Raw genomic sequence first — 20688 nt, forward strand, 5'->3', positions numbered from 1 at the left:
ATCCAATAAGCAAGCGCAGTAAACTGCGCTTTCAACAGGGCTTAATACTATTTCTATTAAATGGAGCCACCATAGGGCTAAATTTATAACCTTGCTTCAAGCATTAGGCGTTTCATATCGCGTACTGCTTTTTCAAGACCATCGATCGCTGCGCGCGCAATAATAGCGTGGCCAATATTAAGCTCGTAAATTTCTGGCATTGCCGCAATAGGTTTTACGTTATGATAATGAAGACCGTGGCCTGCATTAACGATTAAGCCTAAGCTCGCTGCGTATTTAACCCCTTCGCGAATGTGCTCAAGCTCTTTATGTAAATCTTCATCATTTGTCGCATCTGCATAGGCACCAGTATGAATTTCTACATAAGGTGCGCCACACGCTTTTGCTGCATCTAATTGTGCTTTATCGGCATCAATAAATAACGACACTTTTATACCTGCATCGCTCAGTGTTTTGGTCGCTGCTTTAATTTTATCTATGTTACCCGCCACATCTAAACCGCCTTCGGTGGTGAGCTCTTCACGCTTTTCAGGCACTAAACACACGTACTCAGGTTTAACTTCGAGGGCAATGTTAATCATTTCATCGGTCACCGCCGTTTCTAGGTTCATACGTGTTTGAATGGTTTTAGCCATCACATATACATCACGGTCTTGAATATGGCGGCGGTCTTCACGCAAATGAATCGTTATACCGTCAGCACCCGCATGCTCTGCTACACTCGCCGCGTGAGCTGGGTCTGGGTATGATGTACCACGTGCTTGGCGAAGCGTTGCAATATGATCAACGTTTACGCCTAAAAGAATGTCTTTCATTTGATTACCTATAAAATGTGTTTATTGAGAGGCCATAAATAATTCACGGCTTTTTAATGGTTTATTACCCAGTAAAGGCTTTAATAAATAACGGCTTAACTGCTTTGCCATATAAAGTACATCACGTTGGCTAAAATCATGATTAGCAATCGCTTTGAGCTGCGCGCCGCTAAATCCCGAGCGCGTATCTTGCTGTGCTAAAAAACCTACCTCAGGAAAATAGCTATACGTTTGCTTTTCGTCAATTGGCTCACCACTGGCATCAAAGCTAAAGTCGACACCGTAGCCTAATAACTCTAACAATTGAAATTCGTATGAGCGCAGCACCGACTGTAAATCAACATCGCTATTTAAGTTCTCTAGGTGAGTTTTGTAAAGCTCGAACACGTTTTCAAGTGGCTCGTTTACCGGCACAATGCGGTTAGTCAGCTCATTCAAATAAAAGCCACAATAAAGCTTATCCTTGGTTAAATATAAAGGATTGCCATGTAGCTCAAATTTATTAATGTATTTTAGATCGTACTTACCACTGTAATGAACAAGCAGCGCCTGAAAAGGCTGTAGTTGTGCTTTGTGTTTAGTGGCCTGGCGGCCACTCACTCTGGCTAGCATTCTGAGCTGGCCAACACCTTCTACCAGCATATCGAGCATTACTTGGGAGTCACTATAAGGACGCCGATGTAATAGGTACGCTGTGTAGAAGTCGCTATCCATATTGAAATATTAAATGCGGTTAATCTTCGCCATAGCCTAAGCTTCTTAGGGCCCGTTCATCATCTGCCCAACCCGATTTAACTTTAACCCATAGCTCTAAAAACACTTTATTATCGAGCATTTCCTCAAGGTCTTTACGGGCCTCTCGGCCTATGACCTTAAGCTTTTCACCTTTGTTACCTATTACCATGCGTTTTTGGGTTTCACGCTCAACAAGTATTAACCCGTTAATGTGCCAAACACCGTTTTCTTGCCATTTAAACTGCTCAATTTCTACCGTAACAGAATAAGGGAGCTCTTCGCCCATAAAGCGCATTAGCTTTTCACGAATCACCTCTGCCGCCATAAAACGCATCGAGCGGTCAGTAACATAGTCATCAGGGAAATAAAACTCACACGGCGGTAGGCGCTTAGTCACTTCGGCTTTAATTAAATCAACATTTTTACCTTGTGTTGCCGATACCGGCATAATACCCACAAAATCAAACTTATCGCCAAGCATTTTCATATGCGGTAAGACTAAATCACGGTCTTTTACTTGATCTATTTTATTGATCACAAGTAAAACGGGCTTACCACTTTGCGACACCTTGTTTAGCACCATTTCGTCATCGGCATTCCAGTGAGTACCCTCAACAACAAAAATAATTAGCTCTACATCACCTATTGAGCTCGACGCAGCGCGGTTCATTAACCGATTAATTGCACGCTTTTCTTCAACATGCAAACCAGGCGTATCAACATACACAGCTTGATACTGGCCTTCGGTATGGATCCCCATAATGCGATGACGGGTTGTTTGTGGTTTACGCGAGGTAATACTTACCTTTTGCTCAATAATTTCATTCAGTAGTGTTGATTTGCCTACATTAGGTCGGCCAACAATAGCAACCATGCCACAAAACGTATCGATATCGCCTTCATGAGGCTGTATTAAGGTATCAAGATTCATTTTTAAGTATCTTCAATGCTTTTTCGGCAGCTTTCTGCTCGGCTTTACGGCGTGAGCTGCCAACAGAAATAATGCTATCCATACCTTCAACTATACATTCAACCGTGAACGTTTGATTGTGCGCTTGCCCTTTGGTATCTACGACGGTGTAGCCCGGTAAAGATAATTTACGGGCTTGTAGGTGCTCTTGCAGCAAGGTCTTAGGATCTTTTTGATTAAGCCCTGGTGAAATAGCATCAAGTCGAGTTTCGTACCACGCTAAAATTAACTCGCCACAGCGCTCGATGTTAGAGTCTAAGAATACAGCGCCAATAATGGCTTCAACCGCATCTGCTAAAGTTGACTCACGGCGAAAACCGCCGCTTTTAAGCTCACCCGGCCCTAAGCGCAAATAATCGCCTAAACCAAACTCTAATCCAAATTCAGCAAGCGTTTGCCCACGAACAAGTGTAGAGCGCATTCGACTTAGATCGCCTTCGCGAGCCTTAGGGAACTTTTTGTATAAAGCATTGGCAATAACAAAGCTCAAAATAGAATCGCCTAAAAACTCTAAGCGTTCGTTGTGTTGCCCTTTATGACTGCGGTGTGTCATTGCCTGCTCAAGTAAACCTTGATCAGCAAACTCGTAGCCAATTCGTTTATATAATTCTGTTACATTTTTTTTCATTGTTACTGAATATTACCTAGGCGTTCAAAGCGAACACCAGTTGGAACCCATCCTGGTAAAACATCATCTGGGCCATTCTCAAATTCAAAACTCATCCATATAAAGACAGCTTTACCCACCAAGTTTTCTTTTGGTACAAAGCCCCAAAAGCGACTATCTTGGCTGTTGTCGCGGTTATCACCCATCATAAAATAATGACCATCTGGCACAACCCATTCATCTGAAGGTGTACCTGGTTGCTGATAGTAACGCCCTTTTCGTTCAGGAGCGCGTGGGTTGATTAAAATATCGTGCTTAAGTGTTGTTAAATCTTCATTAACACGAGCAAGCGACATTTGGCCTTGTTTAAACTCATTATCATTAATGAGTTTAAAATCAATTTTATTAAACTCATTACAAAGCAGCTCACCCTGTTGAGTTTCACCCTCTTTGCAATTAGGTTGAATATATAAGCGTTTATCACGATAAACAATTTTATCGCCTGGTAAACCAATTGCACGTTTAATATAGTCTACTCGCTCATCTAGCGGGTATTTAAAAACAACAATATCACCGCGTTCTGGTTCGCCTACATCAACAAGCTGGCTGCGCCATACTGGGTCTTTAATTCCATACGAGTACTTTTGTACTAAAATAAAATCGCCCACAAGCAAAGTTGGCATCATTGAGCCTGATGGTATTTGAAAAGGCTCAAATATAAACGACCTAAAAATAGTAATCGCCGCAATCATAGGAAAAATCGATTTTGCCGTTTCTGTAATTGCTGGCTCTGGCGCAATTAATGCCGCGGTTTCTTCATCAAGCTGGCCACCGGCAGATGTTTGCGCAAGTGCTAAGCGCTCTTGCCTTTTTGGTGCATACATTAGGTGGTCAATTAACCATATTAAACCTGAGCCTAACGTTAATAACACCAATAAAACTGAGAAATAACCAGCCATCTATAATCCTTTGATTTATTTGCCAACTTTCAAAATAGCTAAAAACGCTTCTTGCGGTACTTCTACATTACCTAATTGCTTCATTCGTTTTTTACCATCTTTTTGCTTTTGCAGTAGCTTTTTCTTACGACTCACATCACCACCGTAACACTTAGCGATTACGTTTTTACGTAATTGCTTAACTGTTGTACGAGCAATAACATGTTGTCCTATTGCGGCTTGAATCGCAATATCAAACATTTGGCGCGGAATAAGCTCTTTTAGCGCGTCAGCTAGTTGGCGGCCACGCGATTGTGCACTATCTCTGTGTACAATAATAGCCAATGCATCAACGCGTTCACCATTAATAAGTATATCAACACGAACCATGTCTGATGTTTGAAAATGCTTAAAATTGTAATCTAGTGATGCAAAACCACGGCTGGTTGACTTTAACTTATCAAAAAAGTCCATGACCACTTCAGCCATTGGTAACTCGTACGTTACAGCGACTTGTTTACCATGGTAACTCATTTTAGTTTGAACGCCGCGTTTTTCTATACACAACGTAATTACGCTCCCCAAATACTCTTGTGGCACAAGAATATTGGCTTCAACTACAGGTTCACGTATTTCTACTATATCGTTAACCGGTGGTAAGTCTGATGGGTTATCTATTTGCTGAGTACCCTCTTTCGTTACAACCTCATAGATTACAGTAGGCGCGGTGGTAATTAAATCAATATCGTATTCACGCTCTAAACGTTCTTGAATAATTTCCATGTGTAGCATGCCTAAAAAGCCACAACGGAAACCAAAACCAAGAGCAGTTGAATTCTCTGGTTCAAAAAATAACGATGCATCATTTAAGCTTAATTTATTAAGTGCATCGCGGAACGATTCATAATCATCAGAGGCAATAGGAAACATACCGGCATAAACCTGAGGCTTAATTTTTTGAAAGCCTGGTAAACGCTCTGGCGCAGCATTTTTTTGATGCGTGATGGTATCGCCCACAGGCGCACCATGTATTTCTTTAATGCCCGCAATTACAAAACCAACTTCGCCAGTACGTAAAATTCCGGTATTGGTTTGTTTAGGAGTAAAAATACCCACGTGATCAGCAATGTGCACTTGCTCGTTCGACATTATTTTTATTTTGTCGCCAGCGCGAAGCTCACCATGTTTTATACGCACAAGTGATACAACGCCTTGGTATGGGTCAAACCACGAGTCAATAATCAGCGCTTGTAAAGGCTCATCTTTGTCTCCCTCTGGTGGTGGGATATCCTTAACAATCATCTCAAGTACTTCGGCAATACCTACACCTGTTTTAGCACTACACTGCACTGCGTCTAAAGCATCAATACCAATAATATCTTCAATTTCCTCTGCAACACGTAGAGGATCGGCCTGAGGTAAGTCTATTTTATTTAAAACAGGAATTACTTCTAAGTCCATTTCTATTGCGGTGTAACAGTTTGCAAGGGTTTGTGCCTCAACGCCTTGGCCGGCATCTACAACTAAGAGTGCCCCTTCACACGCAGCTAAAGAGCGAGACACTTCGTATGTAAAATCAACGTGTCCTGGAGTGTCGATAAAGTTGAGCTGGTAGGTTTCACCATCGTTTGCTTTATAATTCAGCGTTACACTTTGCGCTTTAATAGTAATACCGCGCTCGCGCTCGATATCCATCGAATCTAACACTTGCTTTTGCATTTCGCGGTCTGTTAAGCCACCACAAACTTGGATCAAACGATCTGAAAGGGTCGATTTACCATGGTCAATATGGGCGATGATCGAAAAATTACGGATATGCTTCATAAATTGGATTCTAAACTTCTATTTTAATAGGCTAAGTACAAACACCTGAGTGACTTGAAAATACTTATTGGGTTCAAGCGGTAAATAAATAGTTAAATACTATTAAGATAATCATTTATCTGCTTGATTTTTTACCCTGTATTTCCAAGTTACTCTGGTATAAAACGGCAATTTTACATTTAATTGGCTTCAATCACCATCTATTTGCGTTAAAGGGAGGCTAATTGGATGAATTTTTATCACTTTTATGTCGTGTCTGAGTGTTTTAACTTTGCTTTTAGCTAAGAAATAACCTCCTATTCCACCTAGTGCGGCGAATACAATTTGCCACCCCTGTGCTAAAAGTAATAACTCGGCACTGATAAAAGCGAATGTTAATCCCAAAAACAGAGGCAGCATATAGACGGCAAAAGCATGCTTAACTAAATGCGAATCATCTAACGACAACGTTACTTTTTGGCCGACTTCTACTGGGGTGTCGAATTGATAGGGAAAGGTTTTTTTATCGCTGCCAAACAATTTAGCAAAGACTTGCGAGCCACAGCGACCATTGCACCCTTCGCACGCTTTTTTTTGCTGGGCTTCTAAGTGAGCAGTGCTGCCTTCTATGGCAACCACTGTAAGTGTTTGTTCTATCATAACAACCCTTACGAATTGTTTATAATGCGCGAGTCACTGACTCAGCAATTGCCTTTGCGGTTTGACTTGGCACATTACCAACAACGGATACATCAAAGTTTCCGCCATTATGCACATAAATTGTCGTTGCGCCAGAAGTTAATGAGCCGCTCAAACGACGTCCAGGTAAGGGACGCTGAACAAAAACAGAAACCTCAACGAACCCGTCTGAATATAAGTAGTAATCGGTCAGTTCGTTGTTCAAGTCGAGCTTATGGCGATCCGATTTTAGTAATTTAAAGCCATCAGGTAACCAGCCAATACGCCAATTTGTAGCGTTACTTTTTTCCCCTTCCAGTGCATTACCTGGTAACGGTGTTGGAAAGCTGCGGTTGAGTACCTCTAAAAGCATAGGAGCCGGTTGCTCTGTTACACTGATGTGCGTTAATTGAAGCTGCTCTAATGCCTCACCTTGGTGATTAACATAAGCGGCTTTTAATAACAGTGATGACTCTGTATCTAGCCAAATCCAATAATTATATTTAAATTCATCTTTTGACTCTATTCTTACTAGTTGCGCCGCTCGCCCTGCAATACGCCCTTTACCACCTAGCACAAAATCATACTGGCTGCTTAATGCTTCAATATCTTTAAAAAGTACTTCAGGTATTGGACCTGCAATTGAGTCAGTATTTATAGAGTATGGCTGCGATTGCGGTTCAAAGTAGGTCACTTGGTCATTAATTCTAACCATTTCTAACCCCGCGCCATTAAGCAGGCTTAAATGTTCAAGCTCTGTTTCACCTTGCTTTGCATGAACCCAACGATAAGGTTCCATTGCCTTCCCTTTTACCACAACAAAAGAGGCATCAAAGTTACGAGTATGTACTGCGTTAGCCATGTTAAGCAGTAGATCTTTGGCGGGGTTTTTGTCGTTAGCAACAGCAGTAAAGCTTACTACTAACGACAGAACAAAAGTGATTACTTTCATTTAATTAGTTTTTTTCCTCTTGCGCTTTGTCACTATTTTGCGCTGTTTGCAAAGAGTGTGCAACACGTGCTTGACGTTGATGCTCTAAAACTAACGCGCCAATGCGTTGTTGTTGTAACTCACGCAAGCCTTGCTTAGCGTTTTCAAGCGCCGGCTCTGACGAATAGCTCACCGGTGACGCCATACCTGTTAACGGGGTAGTTTGTAAAAGCGGAATCTCACTTTCTTGCTCGCCCGCACCTTGCGGGAGCGTGTTAACGCCAACAATAGCAAACATAGCAACACTTGCAGCTATAGCAAGTTGAGCAACGGGCCTGCGCCAATTAAACGCAACTACTTTGTTATCTTGCACCGCTTCGCTTTGTTCTTTTTCAGGAGCCTTGTTTGCTGTTGATTGTGTAAAATCGGCATAAACAGGTTCACTTTCAAGCGCAAGCGCGATACTTTCACTTATGTCGATGTGTATGTCGTTGTTATTTTTTTGGGCACGCATCGCATCACCAATTAGCGCATATCGACCAAACGTAGCAACATCGTGATCAGAGATTTTATCCTCTGAAAGTTGTTGTTCGCCGTCAAGTAATGCTGATAACGTTTCGTTATCCAACTTGTTAACGTGTGCTTTTGTCATACTAAGACTCGCCTATTAATGGGTTTAATTTGTTATCTATTGCTTCTCGGGCTCTAAAGATACGCGAGCGCACTGTCCCGACAGGGCAATCCATTACCACGGCTATTTCTTCATAGCTCATCCCTTCAATTTCTCTTAGGGTAATCGCGGTTTTCAGGTCTTCAGGCAAACTATCAATCGTATTAAAAATAACAGCGCGTACTTCATCGCTTAACAGTAAGTTCTCAGGTGATGCGTTTGAGCGCATCGAATCCGCACCGTCATAAAACTCGGCATCTTCAGCGTCTATATCGTTTGCTGGCGGTTTACGCCCCTGAGCTACTAAATAATTTTTAGCACAATTAACGGCAATACGGTATAACCACGTATAAAAGGCACTATCACCTCTAAAGTTAGGAAGTGCGCGATAAGCTTTAATAAATGCCTCTTGCGCTACATCTGCAATATCACCTTGGTTTGACACATAACGTGATATCAACCCTGCAATTTTGTTCTGATACTTCTTTACTAATAGGTTGAAGGCGTTTTTATCTCCTTGCTGGACCCTTTTTACAAGCGCTAAATCTAATTCCTGCTCGCTCATTCGAGCCGGTACTCCTCTGTTTGATTCTTGCTGGTTATTCATAGTGTCGCCATTGTTCACACATACTCTGACCCCTTTATGAATAAAAAGTTCTGCCTAATATCATTTTTTTATAAAATAGTGGTAATTAACGATGCTAAGCCATTAAAATCACTACGTAGTAATGTGACAATTATGATACAACTACATTATTAAAAACAAATATTGCTCTAATTTGAGCATTGTAACCGCAAAGTACCTCTGACATGAACCAAAATAAACATCATATTGCTGATGTCGCTATTATCGGCAGCGGCGCGGCAGGCTTATCTCTTGCATTGTCTTTAGCTAACTCTTGTAATGTTACAGTGATTAGTAAAGGCGCCCTCACCGAAGGCTCTACATTGTACGCACAAGGCGGTATTGCCGCAGTATTTGATAAAAAAAACGACAGCATAGAATCACACGTTGAAGACACTCTCGACGCTGGCGGTGGCTTGTGCGATCGCGAAGCTGTGCACTACACAGCGAGTAATGCACACCAGTGTTTACAATGGCTAATTGAGCAAGGCGTTCCCTTTGACATGGAGTTTGATAGTAAAGGAAAAGAACGGTTTCATTTAACCCGAGAAGGCGGACACAGCCACCGTCGCATTTTACATGCCGCTGATGCCACAGGTAAGGCTGTACAAACCACATTAATTAGCCAAGTTAAAGCACATAAAAACATTACTTTGCTGGAGCAGTACAACGCCATCGATTTAATTAGTGATAAAAGCCTAGGAAAGGCTGGCTCACATATTCATGGTATGTACGTATGGAATAAAAAAGCAAAAAAAGTAGAAACTATTTCCGCTAAATTTGTTGCACTGGCAACTGGAGGCGCAAGTAAAGTTTATTTATATACCTCAAACCCTGATGTATCGAGTGGAGACGGCATTGCCATGGCATGGCGTGCAGGGTGTCGAGTTGCAAATATGGAGTTTAATCAATTCCACCCCACAAGCCTTTATCATCCGGAGTTGCAAAACTTTTTAATTACCGAAGCCATGCGCGGTGAAGGCGCGTATTTAAAGCGCCCTGATGGTACACGCTTTATGAAAGACTTTGACGATAGAGAAGAGCTTGCTCCGCGCGATATAGTAGCCCGTGCTATCGACTTTGAGATGAAACGCTTAGGTGCAAATTGTGTGTATCTCGACATTAGCCATAAAGATAAAGACTTTATTATTGAGCACTTCCCGACCATTTACGCAAAATGCTTAAGTGTCGGGCTTGATATAACCAAAGAAGCTATTCCCGTTGTGCCTGCAGCACACTATACCTGCGGCGGTGTAATGAGCGACTTTAACGGTAAAACCGATTTAGATAATTTATACGCTGTGGGTGAAGTAGCCTACACGGGCTTACATGGCGCAAACCGTATGGCAAGCAACTCATTATTAGAGTGTATTGTTTTTGCTCACGCTGCTGCAAAAGACATTTTAAGTAAATTAGATAACGCGCCTGCGCCTTTAGCACTGCCTCATTGGGATGAAAGCCGTGTAAGTAACTCTGATGAGGAAATTGTAATTACTCATAACTGGCACGAACTACGATTATTTATGTGGGATTATGTGGGTATTGTGCGCTCAACTAAGCGATTAGAGCGTGCGCTACATCGAGTTGAGTTACTACAACAAGAGATACATGATTATTATGCAAACTTTAGAGTAAGTAATAACTTATTGGAGCTTCGTAATTTAGTGCAAGTAGCCGAGCTTATTATTAGAAGCGCAATGCAACGTAAAGAAAGTCGGGGCCTACACTATACAATTGACTACCCTGAGCAAACTGAAAACCCAACACCCACTATTTTGACTCCTCCTCGCCATTAATAGTAATCAGTGCTGCGCGCTTTAATCGTGCGTAGCTTTGTTTATCTACGCCTTTGGCTGAAATAATTAGCCACTGGCGTTTATTAAAACCTTTAACATGTAGCCACACACTGGTATTTAATATTTTTGTTTTAGGGGTTAATTGCCCCTGAATATTTAAAATTTCGCTTTCAAAGCGTATCTGTTTAGGCTCTAAAATAATGACCCCATTGACTGGGTGGATAGCCACTATTTTTTGCCATACCCAGTAACACGCAATGGTATTTATAGCTAAACAAACAACAACGCTAAAAAAAGAGCTTAAATAAAGCCCTAAAACAACACTTAGCAAGCAGAAAAACAGCACGATAGGCCGATGTTCTGCTCTGTTATTAACAACCGTAAATCTATACACGAACTCGGTCTAAAATGAGCGACACCATGTTATTAAGCTCTGCGTCTTTACATTCTTCGTGGCCCATAAACCATGCGAATAAATCTGGATCTTCCTGCGTTAATAAACGCTGAAATGCAGCCTGCTGTTGTGCATTTAACGAGTCGTATGCTTCCTCAACAAATGGCATAAACAAAACATCTAACTCTAACATACCGCGGCGACAAGCCCAGCGTAAACGTGCTTTACTATGAATTTCAGTCATTTTAAACCTCATAATTAATTGTCACGAGTTTAACAAATACCTATATGTTTAGCAGCTATTAATCTGCAACAAAAGAATAAAAAACTGCTGGCTTTCGTTGCTGTACCCTAGGATATAACTGCGTTATGATGTGAGCTCATTTGTATTGCACAGAAGGTTTTTATGTCGAGCGTTTATGCATGTCCGTTATCTCACCAACTCATTAGCTTAACCGGTGCGGATAAATTATCTTATCTTCACGGGCAAATCACTCAAGATCTCAATAAACTATCTAACAGCAATTATCTATGGGCCGGTCACTGCAGTGCCAAAGGCAAGCTGTGGGGTGTTTTTAAATTATTCTCTCATCAAGATAGTTTTTACCTAGCAGGGACTAAGCCTGAGGTAGAACAATCGCTTAGCGAACTAAAAAAATATGCCGTATTTGCCAAAGTCGATATTGAAATTTCTACGAACAGACTCATTGGGTTGATCAGCGATGATTTAACCCCAACCTTAGAAAAGCTTAATATACACTTTTCTGATGATGAAACAGCCTGTGACTTTCCAAGCGGTAAAGCACTTAAATTAGCGCCAAATCGCGTGTTATTAATGGTCGATAGCCAATTCAGTATGCCTGATGATGTTTCTACATTAGATAATTGCGCCCTATGGCAAGAAGCGGCAATCAAAGCAGGCGAACCACAGTTAAATAGTGACGCCATTGGTGAGTACGTGCCACAAATGGTAAACCTACAAGCAATTAACGGCATTAGTTTTAAAAAGGGCTGTTACACCGGCCAAGAAACTGTTGCGCGCATGAAATACCTTGGAAAAAATAAACGTGCTATGTATATCGTTTCAGGTAAAAGCGATGCCCTACTTGAGGAGCTTGAGCTTGAAACTCAAATAGGAGAAAACTGGCGCCGTGCAGGTAAGTTAATAGCACAATGCTATAACGAAACTAGCGAAACCTTATTTGGCCTTGTAGTGCTGCCAAACGACACACCAAGTACACACGTACTTCGTGCAAAGCACTCCCCTCAGGTAGAGCTAAGCATTCTGCCTCTACCTTACTCCCTTGAAGATGAATAAATAGGAATGACTATGATCATTGCACCAAACACAGTAGTAAAAATGCATTATTCAGTAATGGATAACGATGGCAACACCATTGATAACTCTTTTGATGGCGAGCCACTGGTTTTTATTACTGGTACAGGCTACCTGATCCCAGGGCTTGAAAATGCACTCCAAGGCAAGCAAGCCGGTGATACACTAAGTGTAAAAGTTGAGCCTGAAGAAGGCTATGGCGAACGCCACGACAACTTAATGCAAGCAGTGCCTAAATCTATGTTTGATGGCATGGAGATCGAAGTAGGCATGCAATTTAGAGCATCAACGGATGATGGCGACCAATCTGTGATGATTATCGAAATTCAAGATGAAGATGTGATTGTTGATGGTAACCACCCTCTTTCGGGCATTACCCTTAACTTTGATGTAGAAATTTTAGATGTTCGCGAAGCAACCGAAGAAGAGCTGGCGCATGGGCATGTCCACGGCGAAGGCGGGTGTGGTCACGAACACTAATCATACTACCGTTTATAAAAAAAGCGCCTTAGGCGCTTTTTTTATAGCATATTGTTATAATTCGCGGTTTTTACTGGAGCGGGCTCTTCTAACGAAAGTTCACTGGGCGATATTTTTCCCTCAAGCGCATGTAATAAGCCTTGCTGATCGTTTGTTCCCACTCTGTACTGAGTACCATCTTTTAAGGTTAACTGTACAGCGCTAAACCCTGATACAGAGTACACCCACCCATCGTGCGTGATACGAATACCAATACCATGACGATATGAATTTTGAACTGCTTTAGCTTCGACTATCTCGCTGAGCGTTAAACGTTGCCCCGCAACCCCAGGCCCAAAAGCCCAGCTAATTGTTTGCTCGTCAACTTTTACGGTTAAACCATGAAACAAAAATCCGACTAAAACGAGTACACCGGCGAACACCATTAATGGCACATCGGCGCCCATTAAATTCCAAGCCAAAGCGACAAAGCCACCTATCCACGCCAAAACAAAAAATATAAACACCGCATATTGTTTATGCTGATACATAGCACTCTCTTTTTATTAAAAACTGTACACCAAAGTGGCACTTAACTCCGAGTCGTATTTAAGATTATCGTCCTCAGGTTTGGAATTATAACGATACATATAAGCAAACTTTAACGATACCGCACCGATTACTTGGCTGATTAGAGCGGTTTCTGACTTTAACCGCGAATTTAACCCCGATAAAGACTGTTCAATACTTACATCTTGGTTAAAACGAGTACGCTTTGACACCAGTCTTTCCCATTGCATTGCAATACGTACTAAGTAACCAGTTTGATTCTCACTTGCTTCAGTTGCATCTGATTCATCATCAGCAACAGAGCGATAAAGACCAGGCCCAATATCAATATCAACTTTATTTTTAACGCCTTGATACACCCTTGCACCGTAACCTGTCGCTAACGTACTTTTAAAATCAAGGCCACTAAATTTATCTTCTTCGTAGTCTCCGTAAATAAAAAACGAAGAGTTTTTAATACCTACTTTATAGTTACCTTGTGCAGAAACAAAAATACGATCTGCAGTTACATCTGTTTGCCCAGTATCATCGTTTTCATCGCGTTTATAGAGGGTGTCTAACTTAAATTGATTACGCCAGTTTTCGAAGTCTTGGTATAAATTACCTCTAAATTTAAAGCTGGTAGAGTTTGTATTACCTTTACTTAAAATTAAGCCAAATTCAGTATCACCATAGAGCATTTCGCCTTTATGTAGTTCGTGTATTTCTTCATCAGAGAGTTGCCCATATTCATGAAAGTCTTCAAATGGATCTACAGCCCAACAGTGGCTGCTCATTATTAACAACATGAATAGTAAATACTTATACACAGTAAACTCTCTTGCACATACAAACATAACGCTTACTCAGCGTGCTGTGTATCTTTCCATAAAATATGACAAAACGGCGCGTCTTTATCACGGCTAATTAAAATTTTTGCAAATAACACATCTTGGTTTTCAAACTCTAACCCTACTAACACCTGTACAAATAATTCTGGCTCTATTTCAAGTGCTACAAAGTCTTGCCATTGTTCGTCAGGTTCACCTTCTTCAATAAAGCCAAGCTCTTCTCGGTATGTGTTAAAGTCTTCAACATCTTGTTCGCTAAGATTATTTGGCGCCAGCTCTAAAAAAATATCGTACGCTTGATGGGTAACTTCTTCTTCGCTGTATAAACGTGGGCCCGACATGGGTAAAACCTCAATGCAACATAAATGCGCACATAATATCAAAACTCACCTGTGTTTTGAGAAAAAACAGCTAAAAATAATGACTTTTTTGTTATCAACTCATGTGCAGTTAAGCTTTAATAAGATGCAGTTAGTTTTGACTAAAAAAACTAAAAATAATTCAATTTAGTTTTTTGTAAAACAAACCGTTACTTTACTTAGCATTGCGTACATCTTAAGCTCTAATACACTAATTGGAGAATGCGATGATAAAACTAGAAATACAACAAGGCATTGCTAACGTTATTTTAAGCCGCGCAGAAAAACAAAACGCACTTAGCTTTAAGATGTTCATGCAATTGAACAGCACGATTAAACAAATTAAAAAAGACAAAAGCATTCGCGCGGTGGTCATAAAAGGGGAAGGTGAGCATTTTTGCTCAGGGCTTGATGTGTCAGGAGTTATGGCCTCTCCTCTTAATATTGTAAAACTCTTATTTAAATGGCTACCCGGAAACCAAAACCTAGCACAAAAAGTCGTGCTCGGATGGCAGTCACTGAGTGTTCCTGTTATTGCACAAATAAAGGGGAACTGCTTAGGCGGTGGGCTACAAATAGCGCTAGGCGCCGATTACAGAATAGTGGATACGCAGGCAAAACTTGCCATTATGGAGGCGCGCTGGGGGTTGTGTCCTGATATGGGCGCTAATGTGGTGCTTGCAGGTTTATTAAAGCGCGACCAAGCGCTGTGGCTGGCAAGCCATGCAAGCCCTATTGATGCAGAAACAGCCTTTGAACTAGGGTTAATCACAGAGCTAAGTGACAATACCGAACAAGCTACAAAACGTATGTTAGATACACTGCTTGAGCGCTCTCCTGATACACTTGCCGCAATCAAGCGAGTAACTCAACAAAGCTATACACTAAACCAGAGAAAAATTTTAGCTAAAGAAACGCTGAGTCAAATTCGCCTGTTAATCAATCCCAATACTAAAAAAGCCATTGCTAAAGCAAAAGGAAAAACAGATATACGCTATGCAAATTCAAAACGTTGGTAAGACTAAATTAGCATATAAAAATACTACGCCTTTGCTAACGTCATTATGTTTATTACTAAATGGGTGTTTATTATGAAGTATTTGCTCAGCAGTGTTATTATTTTACTGTGTTTAGGCTGTGCAAAATTAATAATGTATTACGTAGATGGAAGCTTTCCTGCACCTCTTCTTGGCATGGTGATTTTACTGTGTTTGTTACTACTAGGTATAGTTAAAGAGCACCATGTAACACCTTCTGCCTCCCCGATATTAAATATTATGCCGATATTTTTTATTCCCGCGGGCGTTGGCTTTATTGAGCATATCACTCTTATTAAACTACATTGGCTTTATTTAGTTATGATAGTTTGTTTAGTACCTGCCAGCACATTACTATTAGTAAGTAGCGTAGTTGGCTACGTTAAAGGCAAACAAAATCATGACTGATCAGCCTTTTACATTATGGCTCTTTACAACCCCGGCTATAATTTTACTGTTTTTACTTCTAAGAGCCTTTAATAAACGCTGGCAACATAATTTATTAAAGTCGCTTAGCAACCCGGTGTTTTTAAGTATTGCGATTATTGCGCTAGTTCTGGTTAATTTAAATTTACCCTACACTGATTTTTACCAAAATAGCCAACTACTTAGCTGGCTATTAGAACCCGCTATTGTGGCATTAGCTTTACCTTTGTATCAGCAATTTATACACGTCAAAAAAAATTTACTCTTAATTGTAAGCACGTGTAGCTTAGGCATAATTAACGCAACTGTCGTGGCCTTTGTTTTAAGTATTTTGTTTGATGTACCCGCCAATTTAAGCGCATCCGTAGCTGCATTGAGTGTCACTACGCCTATTTCGTTAGTCGTTACACAGTCGATAGGAGGGGTTAGCTCACTTGCAGCCGCGTTAGTTATTTTTATAGGCTTACTCGGCGCGCTCTTTGGTTTTTTACTGCTTAAATGGGCAGGTTTACATAACCACCAGGCCCAAGGTATTGCCATGGGGACTGCGTGCCATGCAATAGGCACTGCTGCAGCACTCGCTGAGCACCCAAAAATAGGCGCATTTTCTTCGGTGGCTATGGCCTTAAGTGCGCTTTTAACGGCAATTATAGTCCCCGTGCTATATCCTTTTTTAGTCAACTCTTTGCTATAGTTAACAAAAACAATCACCTAATACTAAGAGCCTACTATGATCAGTTCTGAAATAGAACAATTTGAAAAATACTACACCATGTTTACTGAGTATTTAGTTACTTACAGTATGCAAATTGTTGGCGCTATTTTTATTCTTATACTGGGTTTGTGGGTTGCCAAAAAGCTCTCAAACTTAGTCGCTAAATTAATGACTCGTCACAATATCGATATCACACTAACCAGCTTTGTAAGTAGCTTGGTAAAGGTATTAGTTATCGTGATGGTTGTGGTGATCGCACTGGGTAAAATAGGCATTAGTGTTACACCTTTTGTCGCAGCGATTGGTGCTGCATCTTTAGGGGCTGGTTTAGCCCTGCAAGGAATGCTTTCAAACTATGGCGCCGGCCTTGCGATTATAGCAACACGCCCTTTTGTGGTGGGCGATACCATTGAGGTAAAAGGGGTGAGTGGTCAGGTAAAAACTATTGAGTTGGGTTACACCATTTTAATTGATGAAGAAAAAGTAGAGATCACGATTCCTAACAAGCACATAGTGGGTGAAATTATTCACAACTCGTTTAGCTACTCATTAGTAAAAGGCGAAATTGATATAGCCTATAGTGCAAGTGCTGATAACGCTATCGAATTAATTGAAAAAGTTTTAAAGTCGCATGAACAGGTCTCGCAAGACCCTGCGTCTCAAGTGGGTATCGAGCGCTTTGCCGACAGCGGTGTAACAATTAGTTATCGCTACTGGGTGCCTACAACCAAAATAATAGAGACCAAACTGGCTATTAACGCAGGCGTTTACAAAGCCCTGAATAACGCTGACATAGAAATACCCTTTCCACAACGCGAAGTTACTATTAAAAACCACAGTGCTACGTAACTATACACAAAGCCGCTCAATGCGGCTTTGTTGTTTTATCGCTTACAACAATAACACGCTACCTAGCCCTAAAAAGGTCACAAACCCAACTATGTCGGTAACTGTGGTTAGTATAACCGAACCAGAAAGTGCAGGATCTATTTTCATTTTGTCCAAGACAGACGGTATAACAACGCCTGCTAACGACGCTGCAACCAAATTAAGTAGTATCGCTGAAGTAATCGTGATGCTGAGCATAATGTCACTAAACCACAAAAATGTGAGCCCCCCAATCACTAAAGCCCACACCAAGCCGTTTACAGCCCCAACTCGCAGCTCCTTTTTTAAAAGCGCATTTCTATTCGAATCAGTAACTTGCCCAAGCGCTAAACCGCGCACAATAACGGTCAAAGTTTGACTGCCAGCAATACCGCCCATAGAGGCAACCACAGGCATCAACACTGCCAAAGCAACAACCTGCTCTATTGTTGCGCCAAATAAGCCAATAAACCATGATGCCAAAAAGGCTGTTGCTAAATTTATACCCAGCCAAATACCTCGGTTTTTAGCACTTTTTCTTACATTGGCAAATAGCTCTTCGTCTTCGCGTAAACCACCCGCTTTTGCTGCTGCTTCATCGGCGCTCTCTTGTCGTAATTCGTATGCCGAGCTAATGGTTAACCGCCCCACGAGTTTATTATCGGCACTAACAACCGGCATGGCCATTTTCTCACTGTGAATAACCACTTCTGCCGCTTCGTATAGATCATCATCAGCATGCAGTGATGAAAAATCATAGTTTACTAAGGCCAGTAAACTATCTTCCTCATTAGCTCTAATTAAGTCATTAACGGCAAGCTCACCTATTAAGCTACCTTGGCGGCTAACTAAATATACAACCTCACTGTATTGCGGCAAGCCTTTATGCAGTAGTTTTTTTACGCCTGCTACCGTTGCTTTTTCGCTAATTTTTAAAAAGTCAAAGCCTACCCAGTGACCTAGTTGCTCGGGAGAATACTGCTGAGCAAGATCATATTGCTTTGTTTGTGCCTCATCGAGTTGCTTTTTAGCATAATTAATAAAGCGCTCAGGAATAACCTCTTCAAGCTCTAGTAGCTCTTCGACATTAACCTCATCTAAAAGCTTATAAACTTCGTTTTCATCTAAGGTTTGTAGTAACCATAAGCAACTATCATCACTTAAAGTTACAAATATTTCATGCTGTATATCTGTGTCTAATAATTGCCAAATTTCTAAGCGCTGCTCTTTTGGGATAGCCTCAACGAGTAGTGAAAGGTGCTCAGTAGATAAATTAAGCTGTGCATCAGCTAGTAGTTGGCCTTTTTGTGCGTGTGTTTCACACTGCAGTAAATCGTTTATTAACTGCGGGAGTTGGTCGACTGGATACTCAATCATCTTAAAACCTTAAAATTTAATAATGCACATTGCTTATAGTTTACTTGAACAATAAAAAATAGCAGAAAAAACTTAAACTTATTTGAGCGCGTTAGCTTTTATTAGTTAAGTTTCTAGACACTACTTTTGCGCATTGTAGGGGCAAAAACCCTCGCGATACTACTGTTTATTTTAAAAATTAAAAAAGAAATTTTTGGCCTTATTTTTTAGTCAAAAAAAAGCCCATAACATTGAGTCGTTATGGGCAAAGTCACACAATGAAAAAAGGTAAAGTTAAAATCTATCGGTTAAATTGCGTATTAGGTCAGAGTCCACAAATTGTGTGACCATTGCAGCGCCCCATGCGTATGTACGTTGTATTGGGTAGCCTTTGAATATCCAGCGTTTACGAACATGGTTAAAACGCTGCAAATACTGCTGCTTAGCAAGCGGTAAAGGCGTACTGCTTAGTTTGTCCCACGCTTTATATACGCCCGACATGTCAGAGCCGCGCATAAAACGCTGCAACCAGCGCGAAAAACGTCTAAACCCAATGGTAGATTGAAAATCAATGATATAAGGCTTGCCATCGCTACCACATAATATGTTGCCCATATTACGCAGGTCCAAATGCACTATGCCTTGGCGGTGCATTTTTGCAACTTGGCGCTCAAGCTCAATAAAAAACTCAACAGGCAACGTCTTACCCTGCTGTATTAAGCTTCTAAGCGGCGTGCCCTCTATGTAGTCATACGCTACCGCAATTGGTGATAAACGACTAAACTGATTAGCTACCGCGTCAAGCTGTGCTAGGCGACTCAACCCCTTAAACTCTTGATTTACAGAAAGCTTGGCAAAGGTTTTACGAATAAACCACGGACTTTTACTAAAGTCTTTTACTATTAAGTCAAACTTATCATCTTTGTACCTGTATACAATTGCGTTCGCAAAACGCCCTTTATGAACAACACTTAAATACGGTTGCTTAAATACATGTTCAGGAAACTGCTGCTGTAATTGTGATAACAACTTATTTTCAATCATAACAAACCTAACAAGATGATAACTTTAATTGCCTAGGCAACTATATTAGCAAGATTGGATTTGCCAAACAATGAGATCTACTACTTAGCAGGCTAAGTTTTTATTGAAACAGTATCGCTAAAATGTTGATAATCTATTTGGTAGGTGAGTCTAAATTGGTTATTGCTTTAAACAATAAATCTATAACTTGCTGTTTTTCATCATCAGAGAATCCATTAAGCGCTTTAGCATACACCTCATTTACCAAAGGCATTATTTGCGGGTACAGGGCTTTGCCTTTTTCACTTAAACCCAAAATGGTAGAGCGCTTATCGAACTCGCACTGAGTTTTTGCAATAAGATCTTTTTCTTCTAGGCGCTTTAGCAAACGGCTCATAGCTCCTTTATCGTAAACCATATGCTCACACAGCCCGGCTAAGGTATTTACCGAGCCTTTTGCTAATAATACCACCACAATATATTGGGCCGACGTTAAACCCATAGGCTGAAGCTGTGTATCAATATGAGTAGAAAGCTTTGAACGTAAAAACGAAATTACTCGCCCTAAATCTTGCTCAGGTATTAATTGTGATCGGTTACAGCTATTTATCGAAGGCATGCTTTGTTGCATATAAGGATTACTCTGTTTATTCAAAATGCGTGTAATAGACTACACATAATTAATAAAATTCCCTAGGGCCTGTTGACCTTTCAGGATTAAAATTTGTTCAATTTAGGGGCCATTTAA

Annotated in this window: 25 protein-coding genes; 7 read left to right on the plus strand and 18 right to left on the minus strand. The window is 40.9% G+C overall.

Features of this window, described 5'->3' with window-relative positions:
- Positions 1 to 83: 83 nt before the first annotated feature.
- From pdxJ to rpoE, 10 genes are all read right to left on the minus strand, one after another.
- Positions 84 to 815 (minus strand): pyridoxine 5'-phosphate synthase, encoded by a 732-nt coding sequence (gene pdxJ, locus AABI99_RS07190; protein ID WP_338364904.1) that lies wholly within the window; start codon positions 813 to 815, stop codon positions 84 to 86.
- Between the two features lie 21 nt (positions 816 to 836).
- Positions 837 to 1529: a DNA repair protein RecO gene (gene recO, locus AABI99_RS07195; RefSeq protein WP_338364906.1), complete on the minus strand. Its 693-nt coding sequence runs from the start codon at positions 1527 to 1529 to the stop codon at positions 837 to 839.
- Between the two features lie 19 nt (positions 1530 to 1548).
- Complete coding sequence (gene era / locus AABI99_RS07200; RefSeq protein WP_338364908.1) at positions 1549 to 2481, minus strand: GTPase Era; 933 nt, start codon at positions 2479 to 2481, stop codon at positions 1549 to 1551.
- Entirely contained in the window at positions 2471 to 3148 is a 678-nt protein-coding gene (gene rnc, locus AABI99_RS07205; protein ID WP_338364910.1) for a ribonuclease III, read from the minus strand. Before rnc ends, era begins: the two co-directional genes overlap by 11 nt.
- Before the next feature lie 2 nt (positions 3149 to 3150).
- Positions 3151 to 4086 carry a signal peptidase I gene (lepB, locus tag AABI99_RS07210; protein WP_338364912.1) on the minus strand — a complete coding sequence of 312 codons (936 nt, stop codon included), beginning with the start codon at positions 4084 to 4086 and terminating at the stop codon, positions 3151 to 3153.
- A gap of 15 nt (positions 4087 to 4101) precedes the next feature.
- Positions 4102 to 5889: a translation elongation factor 4 gene (lepA, locus tag AABI99_RS07215; protein WP_338364914.1), complete on the minus strand. Its 1788-nt coding sequence runs from the start codon at positions 5887 to 5889 to the stop codon at positions 4102 to 4104.
- A gap of 189 nt (positions 5890 to 6078) precedes the next feature.
- Positions 6079 to 6528 carry a SoxR reducing system RseC family protein gene (locus AABI99_RS07220; protein ID WP_338364916.1) on the minus strand — a complete coding sequence of 150 codons (450 nt, stop codon included), beginning with the start codon at positions 6526 to 6528 and terminating at the stop codon, positions 6079 to 6081.
- Between the two features lie 19 nt (positions 6529 to 6547).
- A complete protein-coding gene (locus AABI99_RS07225) occupies positions 6548 to 7498 on the minus strand; it encodes a MucB/RseB C-terminal domain-containing protein (RefSeq protein ID WP_338364918.1) in 951 nt (316 codons plus the stop codon).
- 4 nt (positions 7499 to 7502) lie between these two features.
- Positions 7503 to 8129, minus strand: a complete 627-nt coding sequence (locus AABI99_RS07230; RefSeq protein WP_338364920.1) for an RseA family anti-sigma factor — start codon at positions 8127 to 8129, stop codon at positions 7503 to 7505.
- Position 8130: 1 nt separating this feature from the next.
- Complete coding sequence (rpoE, locus tag AABI99_RS07235) at positions 8131 to 8712, minus strand: RNA polymerase sigma factor RpoE (RefSeq protein ID WP_004586222.1); 582 nt, start codon at positions 8710 to 8712, stop codon at positions 8131 to 8133.
- A 245-nt stretch (positions 8713 to 8957) separates the two neighbouring features.
- On the opposite strand from rpoE, the gene nadB reads away from it, so the two are divergent.
- The gene (gene nadB, locus AABI99_RS07240) at positions 8958 to 10568 is read left to right on the plus strand and encodes an L-aspartate oxidase (protein ID WP_338364922.1); all 1611 of its coding nucleotides are present in this window, start codon (positions 8958 to 8960) and stop codon (positions 10566 to 10568) included.
- Here the strand turns inward: nadB and AABI99_RS07245 are convergent.
- The gene (locus AABI99_RS07245) at positions 10543 to 10797 is read right to left on the minus strand and encodes a hypothetical protein (protein WP_338364924.1); all 255 of its coding nucleotides are present in this window, start codon (positions 10795 to 10797) and stop codon (positions 10543 to 10545) included. The genes nadB and AABI99_RS07245 overlap by 26 nt on opposite strands.
- Positions 10798 to 10954: 157 nt before the next feature.
- On the minus strand, positions 10955 to 11206 hold the full coding sequence (locus tag AABI99_RS07250; RefSeq protein WP_338364926.1) for a succinate dehydrogenase assembly factor 2: 252 nt from the start codon (positions 11204 to 11206) through the stop codon (positions 10955 to 10957).
- Between the two features lie 162 nt (positions 11207 to 11368).
- Here AABI99_RS07250 and ygfZ point away from each other — a divergent pair, with 162 nt between their 5' ends.
- The gene (ygfZ, locus tag AABI99_RS07255; RefSeq protein ID WP_338364928.1) at positions 11369 to 12280 is read left to right on the plus strand and encodes a tRNA-modifying protein YgfZ; all 912 of its coding nucleotides are present in this window, start codon (positions 11369 to 11371) and stop codon (positions 12278 to 12280) included.
- 12 nt (positions 12281 to 12292) lie between these two features.
- Positions 12293 to 12778 carry a peptidylprolyl isomerase gene (locus tag AABI99_RS07260; protein WP_338364930.1) on the plus strand — a complete coding sequence of 162 codons (486 nt, stop codon included), beginning with the start codon at positions 12293 to 12295 and terminating at the stop codon, positions 12776 to 12778.
- Between the two features lie 41 nt (positions 12779 to 12819).
- On the opposite strand, the gene AABI99_RS07265 is transcribed toward AABI99_RS07260, so the two are convergent.
- From AABI99_RS07265 to AABI99_RS07275, 3 genes are read right to left on the minus strand one after another with little or no spacing between them, the layout of a single operon-like run.
- On the minus strand, positions 12820 to 13308 hold the full coding sequence (locus AABI99_RS07265) for a hypothetical protein (protein WP_338364931.1): 489 nt from the start codon (positions 13306 to 13308) through the stop codon (positions 12820 to 12822).
- Between the two features lie 15 nt (positions 13309 to 13323).
- Positions 13324 to 14136, minus strand: a complete 813-nt coding sequence (locus AABI99_RS07270) for a DUF481 domain-containing protein (RefSeq protein ID WP_338364934.1) — start codon at positions 14134 to 14136, stop codon at positions 13324 to 13326.
- A 32-nt stretch (positions 14137 to 14168) separates the two neighbouring features.
- The gene (locus tag AABI99_RS07275) at positions 14169 to 14498 is read right to left on the minus strand and encodes an HI1450 family dsDNA-mimic protein (protein ID WP_338364936.1); all 330 of its coding nucleotides are present in this window, start codon (positions 14496 to 14498) and stop codon (positions 14169 to 14171) included.
- A 245-nt stretch (positions 14499 to 14743) separates the two neighbouring features.
- Between AABI99_RS07275 and AABI99_RS07280 the strand changes: the two genes are divergently transcribed.
- From AABI99_RS07280 to AABI99_RS07295, 4 genes are all read left to right on the plus strand, one after another.
- Positions 14744 to 15535, plus strand: coding sequence for a crotonase/enoyl-CoA hydratase family protein (locus AABI99_RS07280; RefSeq protein ID WP_338364938.1), 792 nt, complete (start codon positions 14744 to 14746; stop codon positions 15533 to 15535).
- 72 nt (positions 15536 to 15607) lie between these two features.
- Entirely contained in the window at positions 15608 to 15961 is a 354-nt protein-coding gene (locus AABI99_RS07285; protein ID WP_338364941.1) for a CidA/LrgA family protein, read from the plus strand.
- Positions 15954 to 16673 carry an LrgB family protein gene (locus AABI99_RS07290; protein WP_338364943.1) on the plus strand — a complete coding sequence of 240 codons (720 nt, stop codon included), beginning with the start codon at positions 15954 to 15956 and terminating at the stop codon, positions 16671 to 16673. The genes AABI99_RS07285 and AABI99_RS07290 overlap by 8 nt, the downstream gene beginning before the upstream one ends.
- A gap of 36 nt (positions 16674 to 16709) precedes the next feature.
- Positions 16710 to 17543: a mechanosensitive ion channel domain-containing protein gene (locus AABI99_RS07295; RefSeq protein WP_338364945.1), complete on the plus strand. Its 834-nt coding sequence runs from the start codon at positions 16710 to 16712 to the stop codon at positions 17541 to 17543.
- 42 nt (positions 17544 to 17585) lie between these two features.
- Here AABI99_RS07295 and AABI99_RS07300 read toward each other — a convergent pair whose 3' ends face one another.
- From AABI99_RS07300 to AABI99_RS07310, 3 genes are all read right to left on the minus strand, one after another.
- Complete coding sequence (locus AABI99_RS07300) at positions 17586 to 18938, minus strand: magnesium transporter (protein ID WP_338364947.1); 1353 nt, start codon at positions 18936 to 18938, stop codon at positions 17586 to 17588.
- Between the two features lie 273 nt (positions 18939 to 19211).
- Positions 19212 to 19961: an RIO1 family regulatory kinase/ATPase gene (locus tag AABI99_RS07305; protein WP_338364949.1), complete on the minus strand. Its 750-nt coding sequence runs from the start codon at positions 19959 to 19961 to the stop codon at positions 19212 to 19214.
- Between the two features lie 133 nt (positions 19962 to 20094).
- Positions 20095 to 20571, minus strand: a complete 477-nt coding sequence (locus AABI99_RS07310) for a MarR family transcriptional regulator (protein WP_338364951.1) — start codon at positions 20569 to 20571, stop codon at positions 20095 to 20097.
- Positions 20572 to 20688: the final 117 nt, after the last annotated feature.

Origin of the sequence: uncultured Pseudoalteromonas sp. (assembly GCF_963922945.1) — a bacterium.
GTDB lineage: Bacteria > Pseudomonadota > Gammaproteobacteria > Enterobacterales > Alteromonadaceae > Pseudoalteromonas.

Bases quoted from the DNA above. Each gene is read 5' to 3' on its own strand.
- pdxJ (WP_338364904.1), bottom strand. From the start codon at position 815: ATGAAAGACATTCTTTTAGGCGTAAACGTTGATCATATTGCAACGCTT.
- recO (WP_338364906.1), bottom strand. From the start codon at position 1,529: ATGGATAGCGACTTCTACACAGCGTACCTATTACATCGGCGTCCTTAT.
- era (WP_338364908.1), bottom strand. From the start codon at position 2,481: ATGAATCTTGATACCTTAATACAGCCTCATGAAGGCGATATCGATACG.
- rnc (WP_338364910.1), bottom strand. From the start codon at position 3,148: ATGAAAAAAAATGTAACAGAATTATATAAACGAATTGGCTACGAGTTT.
- lepB (WP_338364912.1), bottom strand. From the start codon at position 4,086: ATGGCTGGTTATTTCTCAGTTTTATTGGTGTTATTAACGTTAGGCTCA.
- lepA (WP_338364914.1), bottom strand. From the start codon at position 5,889: ATGAAGCATATCCGTAATTTTTCGATCATCGCCCATATTGACCATGGT.
- AABI99_RS07220 (WP_338364916.1), bottom strand. From the start codon at position 6,528: ATGATAGAACAAACACTTACAGTGGTTGCCATAGAAGGCAGCACTGCT.
- AABI99_RS07225 (WP_338364918.1), bottom strand. From the start codon at position 7,498: ATGAAAGTAATCACTTTTGTTCTGTCGTTAGTAGTAAGCTTTACTGCT.
- AABI99_RS07230 (WP_338364920.1), bottom strand. From the start codon at position 8,129: ATGACAAAAGCACACGTTAACAAGTTGGATAACGAAACGTTATCAGCA.
- rpoE (WP_004586222.1), bottom strand. From the start codon at position 8,712: ATGAGCGAGCAGGAATTAGATTTAGCGCTTGTAAAAAGGGTCCAGCAA.
- nadB (WP_338364922.1), top strand. From the start codon at position 8,958: ATGAACCAAAATAAACATCATATTGCTGATGTCGCTATTATCGGCAGC.
- AABI99_RS07250 (WP_338364926.1), bottom strand. From the start codon at position 11,206: ATGACTGAAATTCATAGTAAAGCACGTTTACGCTGGGCTTGTCGCCGC.
- ygfZ (WP_338364928.1), top strand. From the start codon at position 11,369: ATGTCGAGCGTTTATGCATGTCCGTTATCTCACCAACTCATTAGCTTA.
- AABI99_RS07260 (WP_338364930.1), top strand. From the start codon at position 12,293: ATGATCATTGCACCAAACACAGTAGTAAAAATGCATTATTCAGTAATG.
- AABI99_RS07265 (WP_338364931.1), bottom strand. From the start codon at position 13,308: ATGTATCAGCATAAACAATATGCGGTGTTTATATTTTTTGTTTTGGCG.
- AABI99_RS07275 (WP_338364936.1), bottom strand. From the start codon at position 14,498: ATGTCGGGCCCACGTTTATACAGCGAAGAAGAAGTTACCCATCAAGCG.
- AABI99_RS07280 (WP_338364938.1), top strand. From the start codon at position 14,744: ATGATAAAACTAGAAATACAACAAGGCATTGCTAACGTTATTTTAAGC.
- AABI99_RS07285 (WP_338364941.1), top strand. From the start codon at position 15,608: ATGAAGTATTTGCTCAGCAGTGTTATTATTTTACTGTGTTTAGGCTGT.
- AABI99_RS07290 (WP_338364943.1), top strand. From the start codon at position 15,954: ATGACTGATCAGCCTTTTACATTATGGCTCTTTACAACCCCGGCTATA.
- AABI99_RS07295 (WP_338364945.1), top strand. From the start codon at position 16,710: ATGATCAGTTCTGAAATAGAACAATTTGAAAAATACTACACCATGTTT.
- AABI99_RS07300 (WP_338364947.1), bottom strand. From the start codon at position 18,938: ATGATTGAGTATCCAGTCGACCAACTCCCGCAGTTAATAAACGATTTA.
- AABI99_RS07305 (WP_338364949.1), bottom strand. From the start codon at position 19,961: ATGATTGAAAATAAGTTGTTATCACAATTACAGCAGCAGTTTCCTGAA.
- AABI99_RS07310 (WP_338364951.1), bottom strand. From the start codon at position 20,571: ATGCAACAAAGCATGCCTTCGATAAATAGCTGTAACCGATCACAATTA.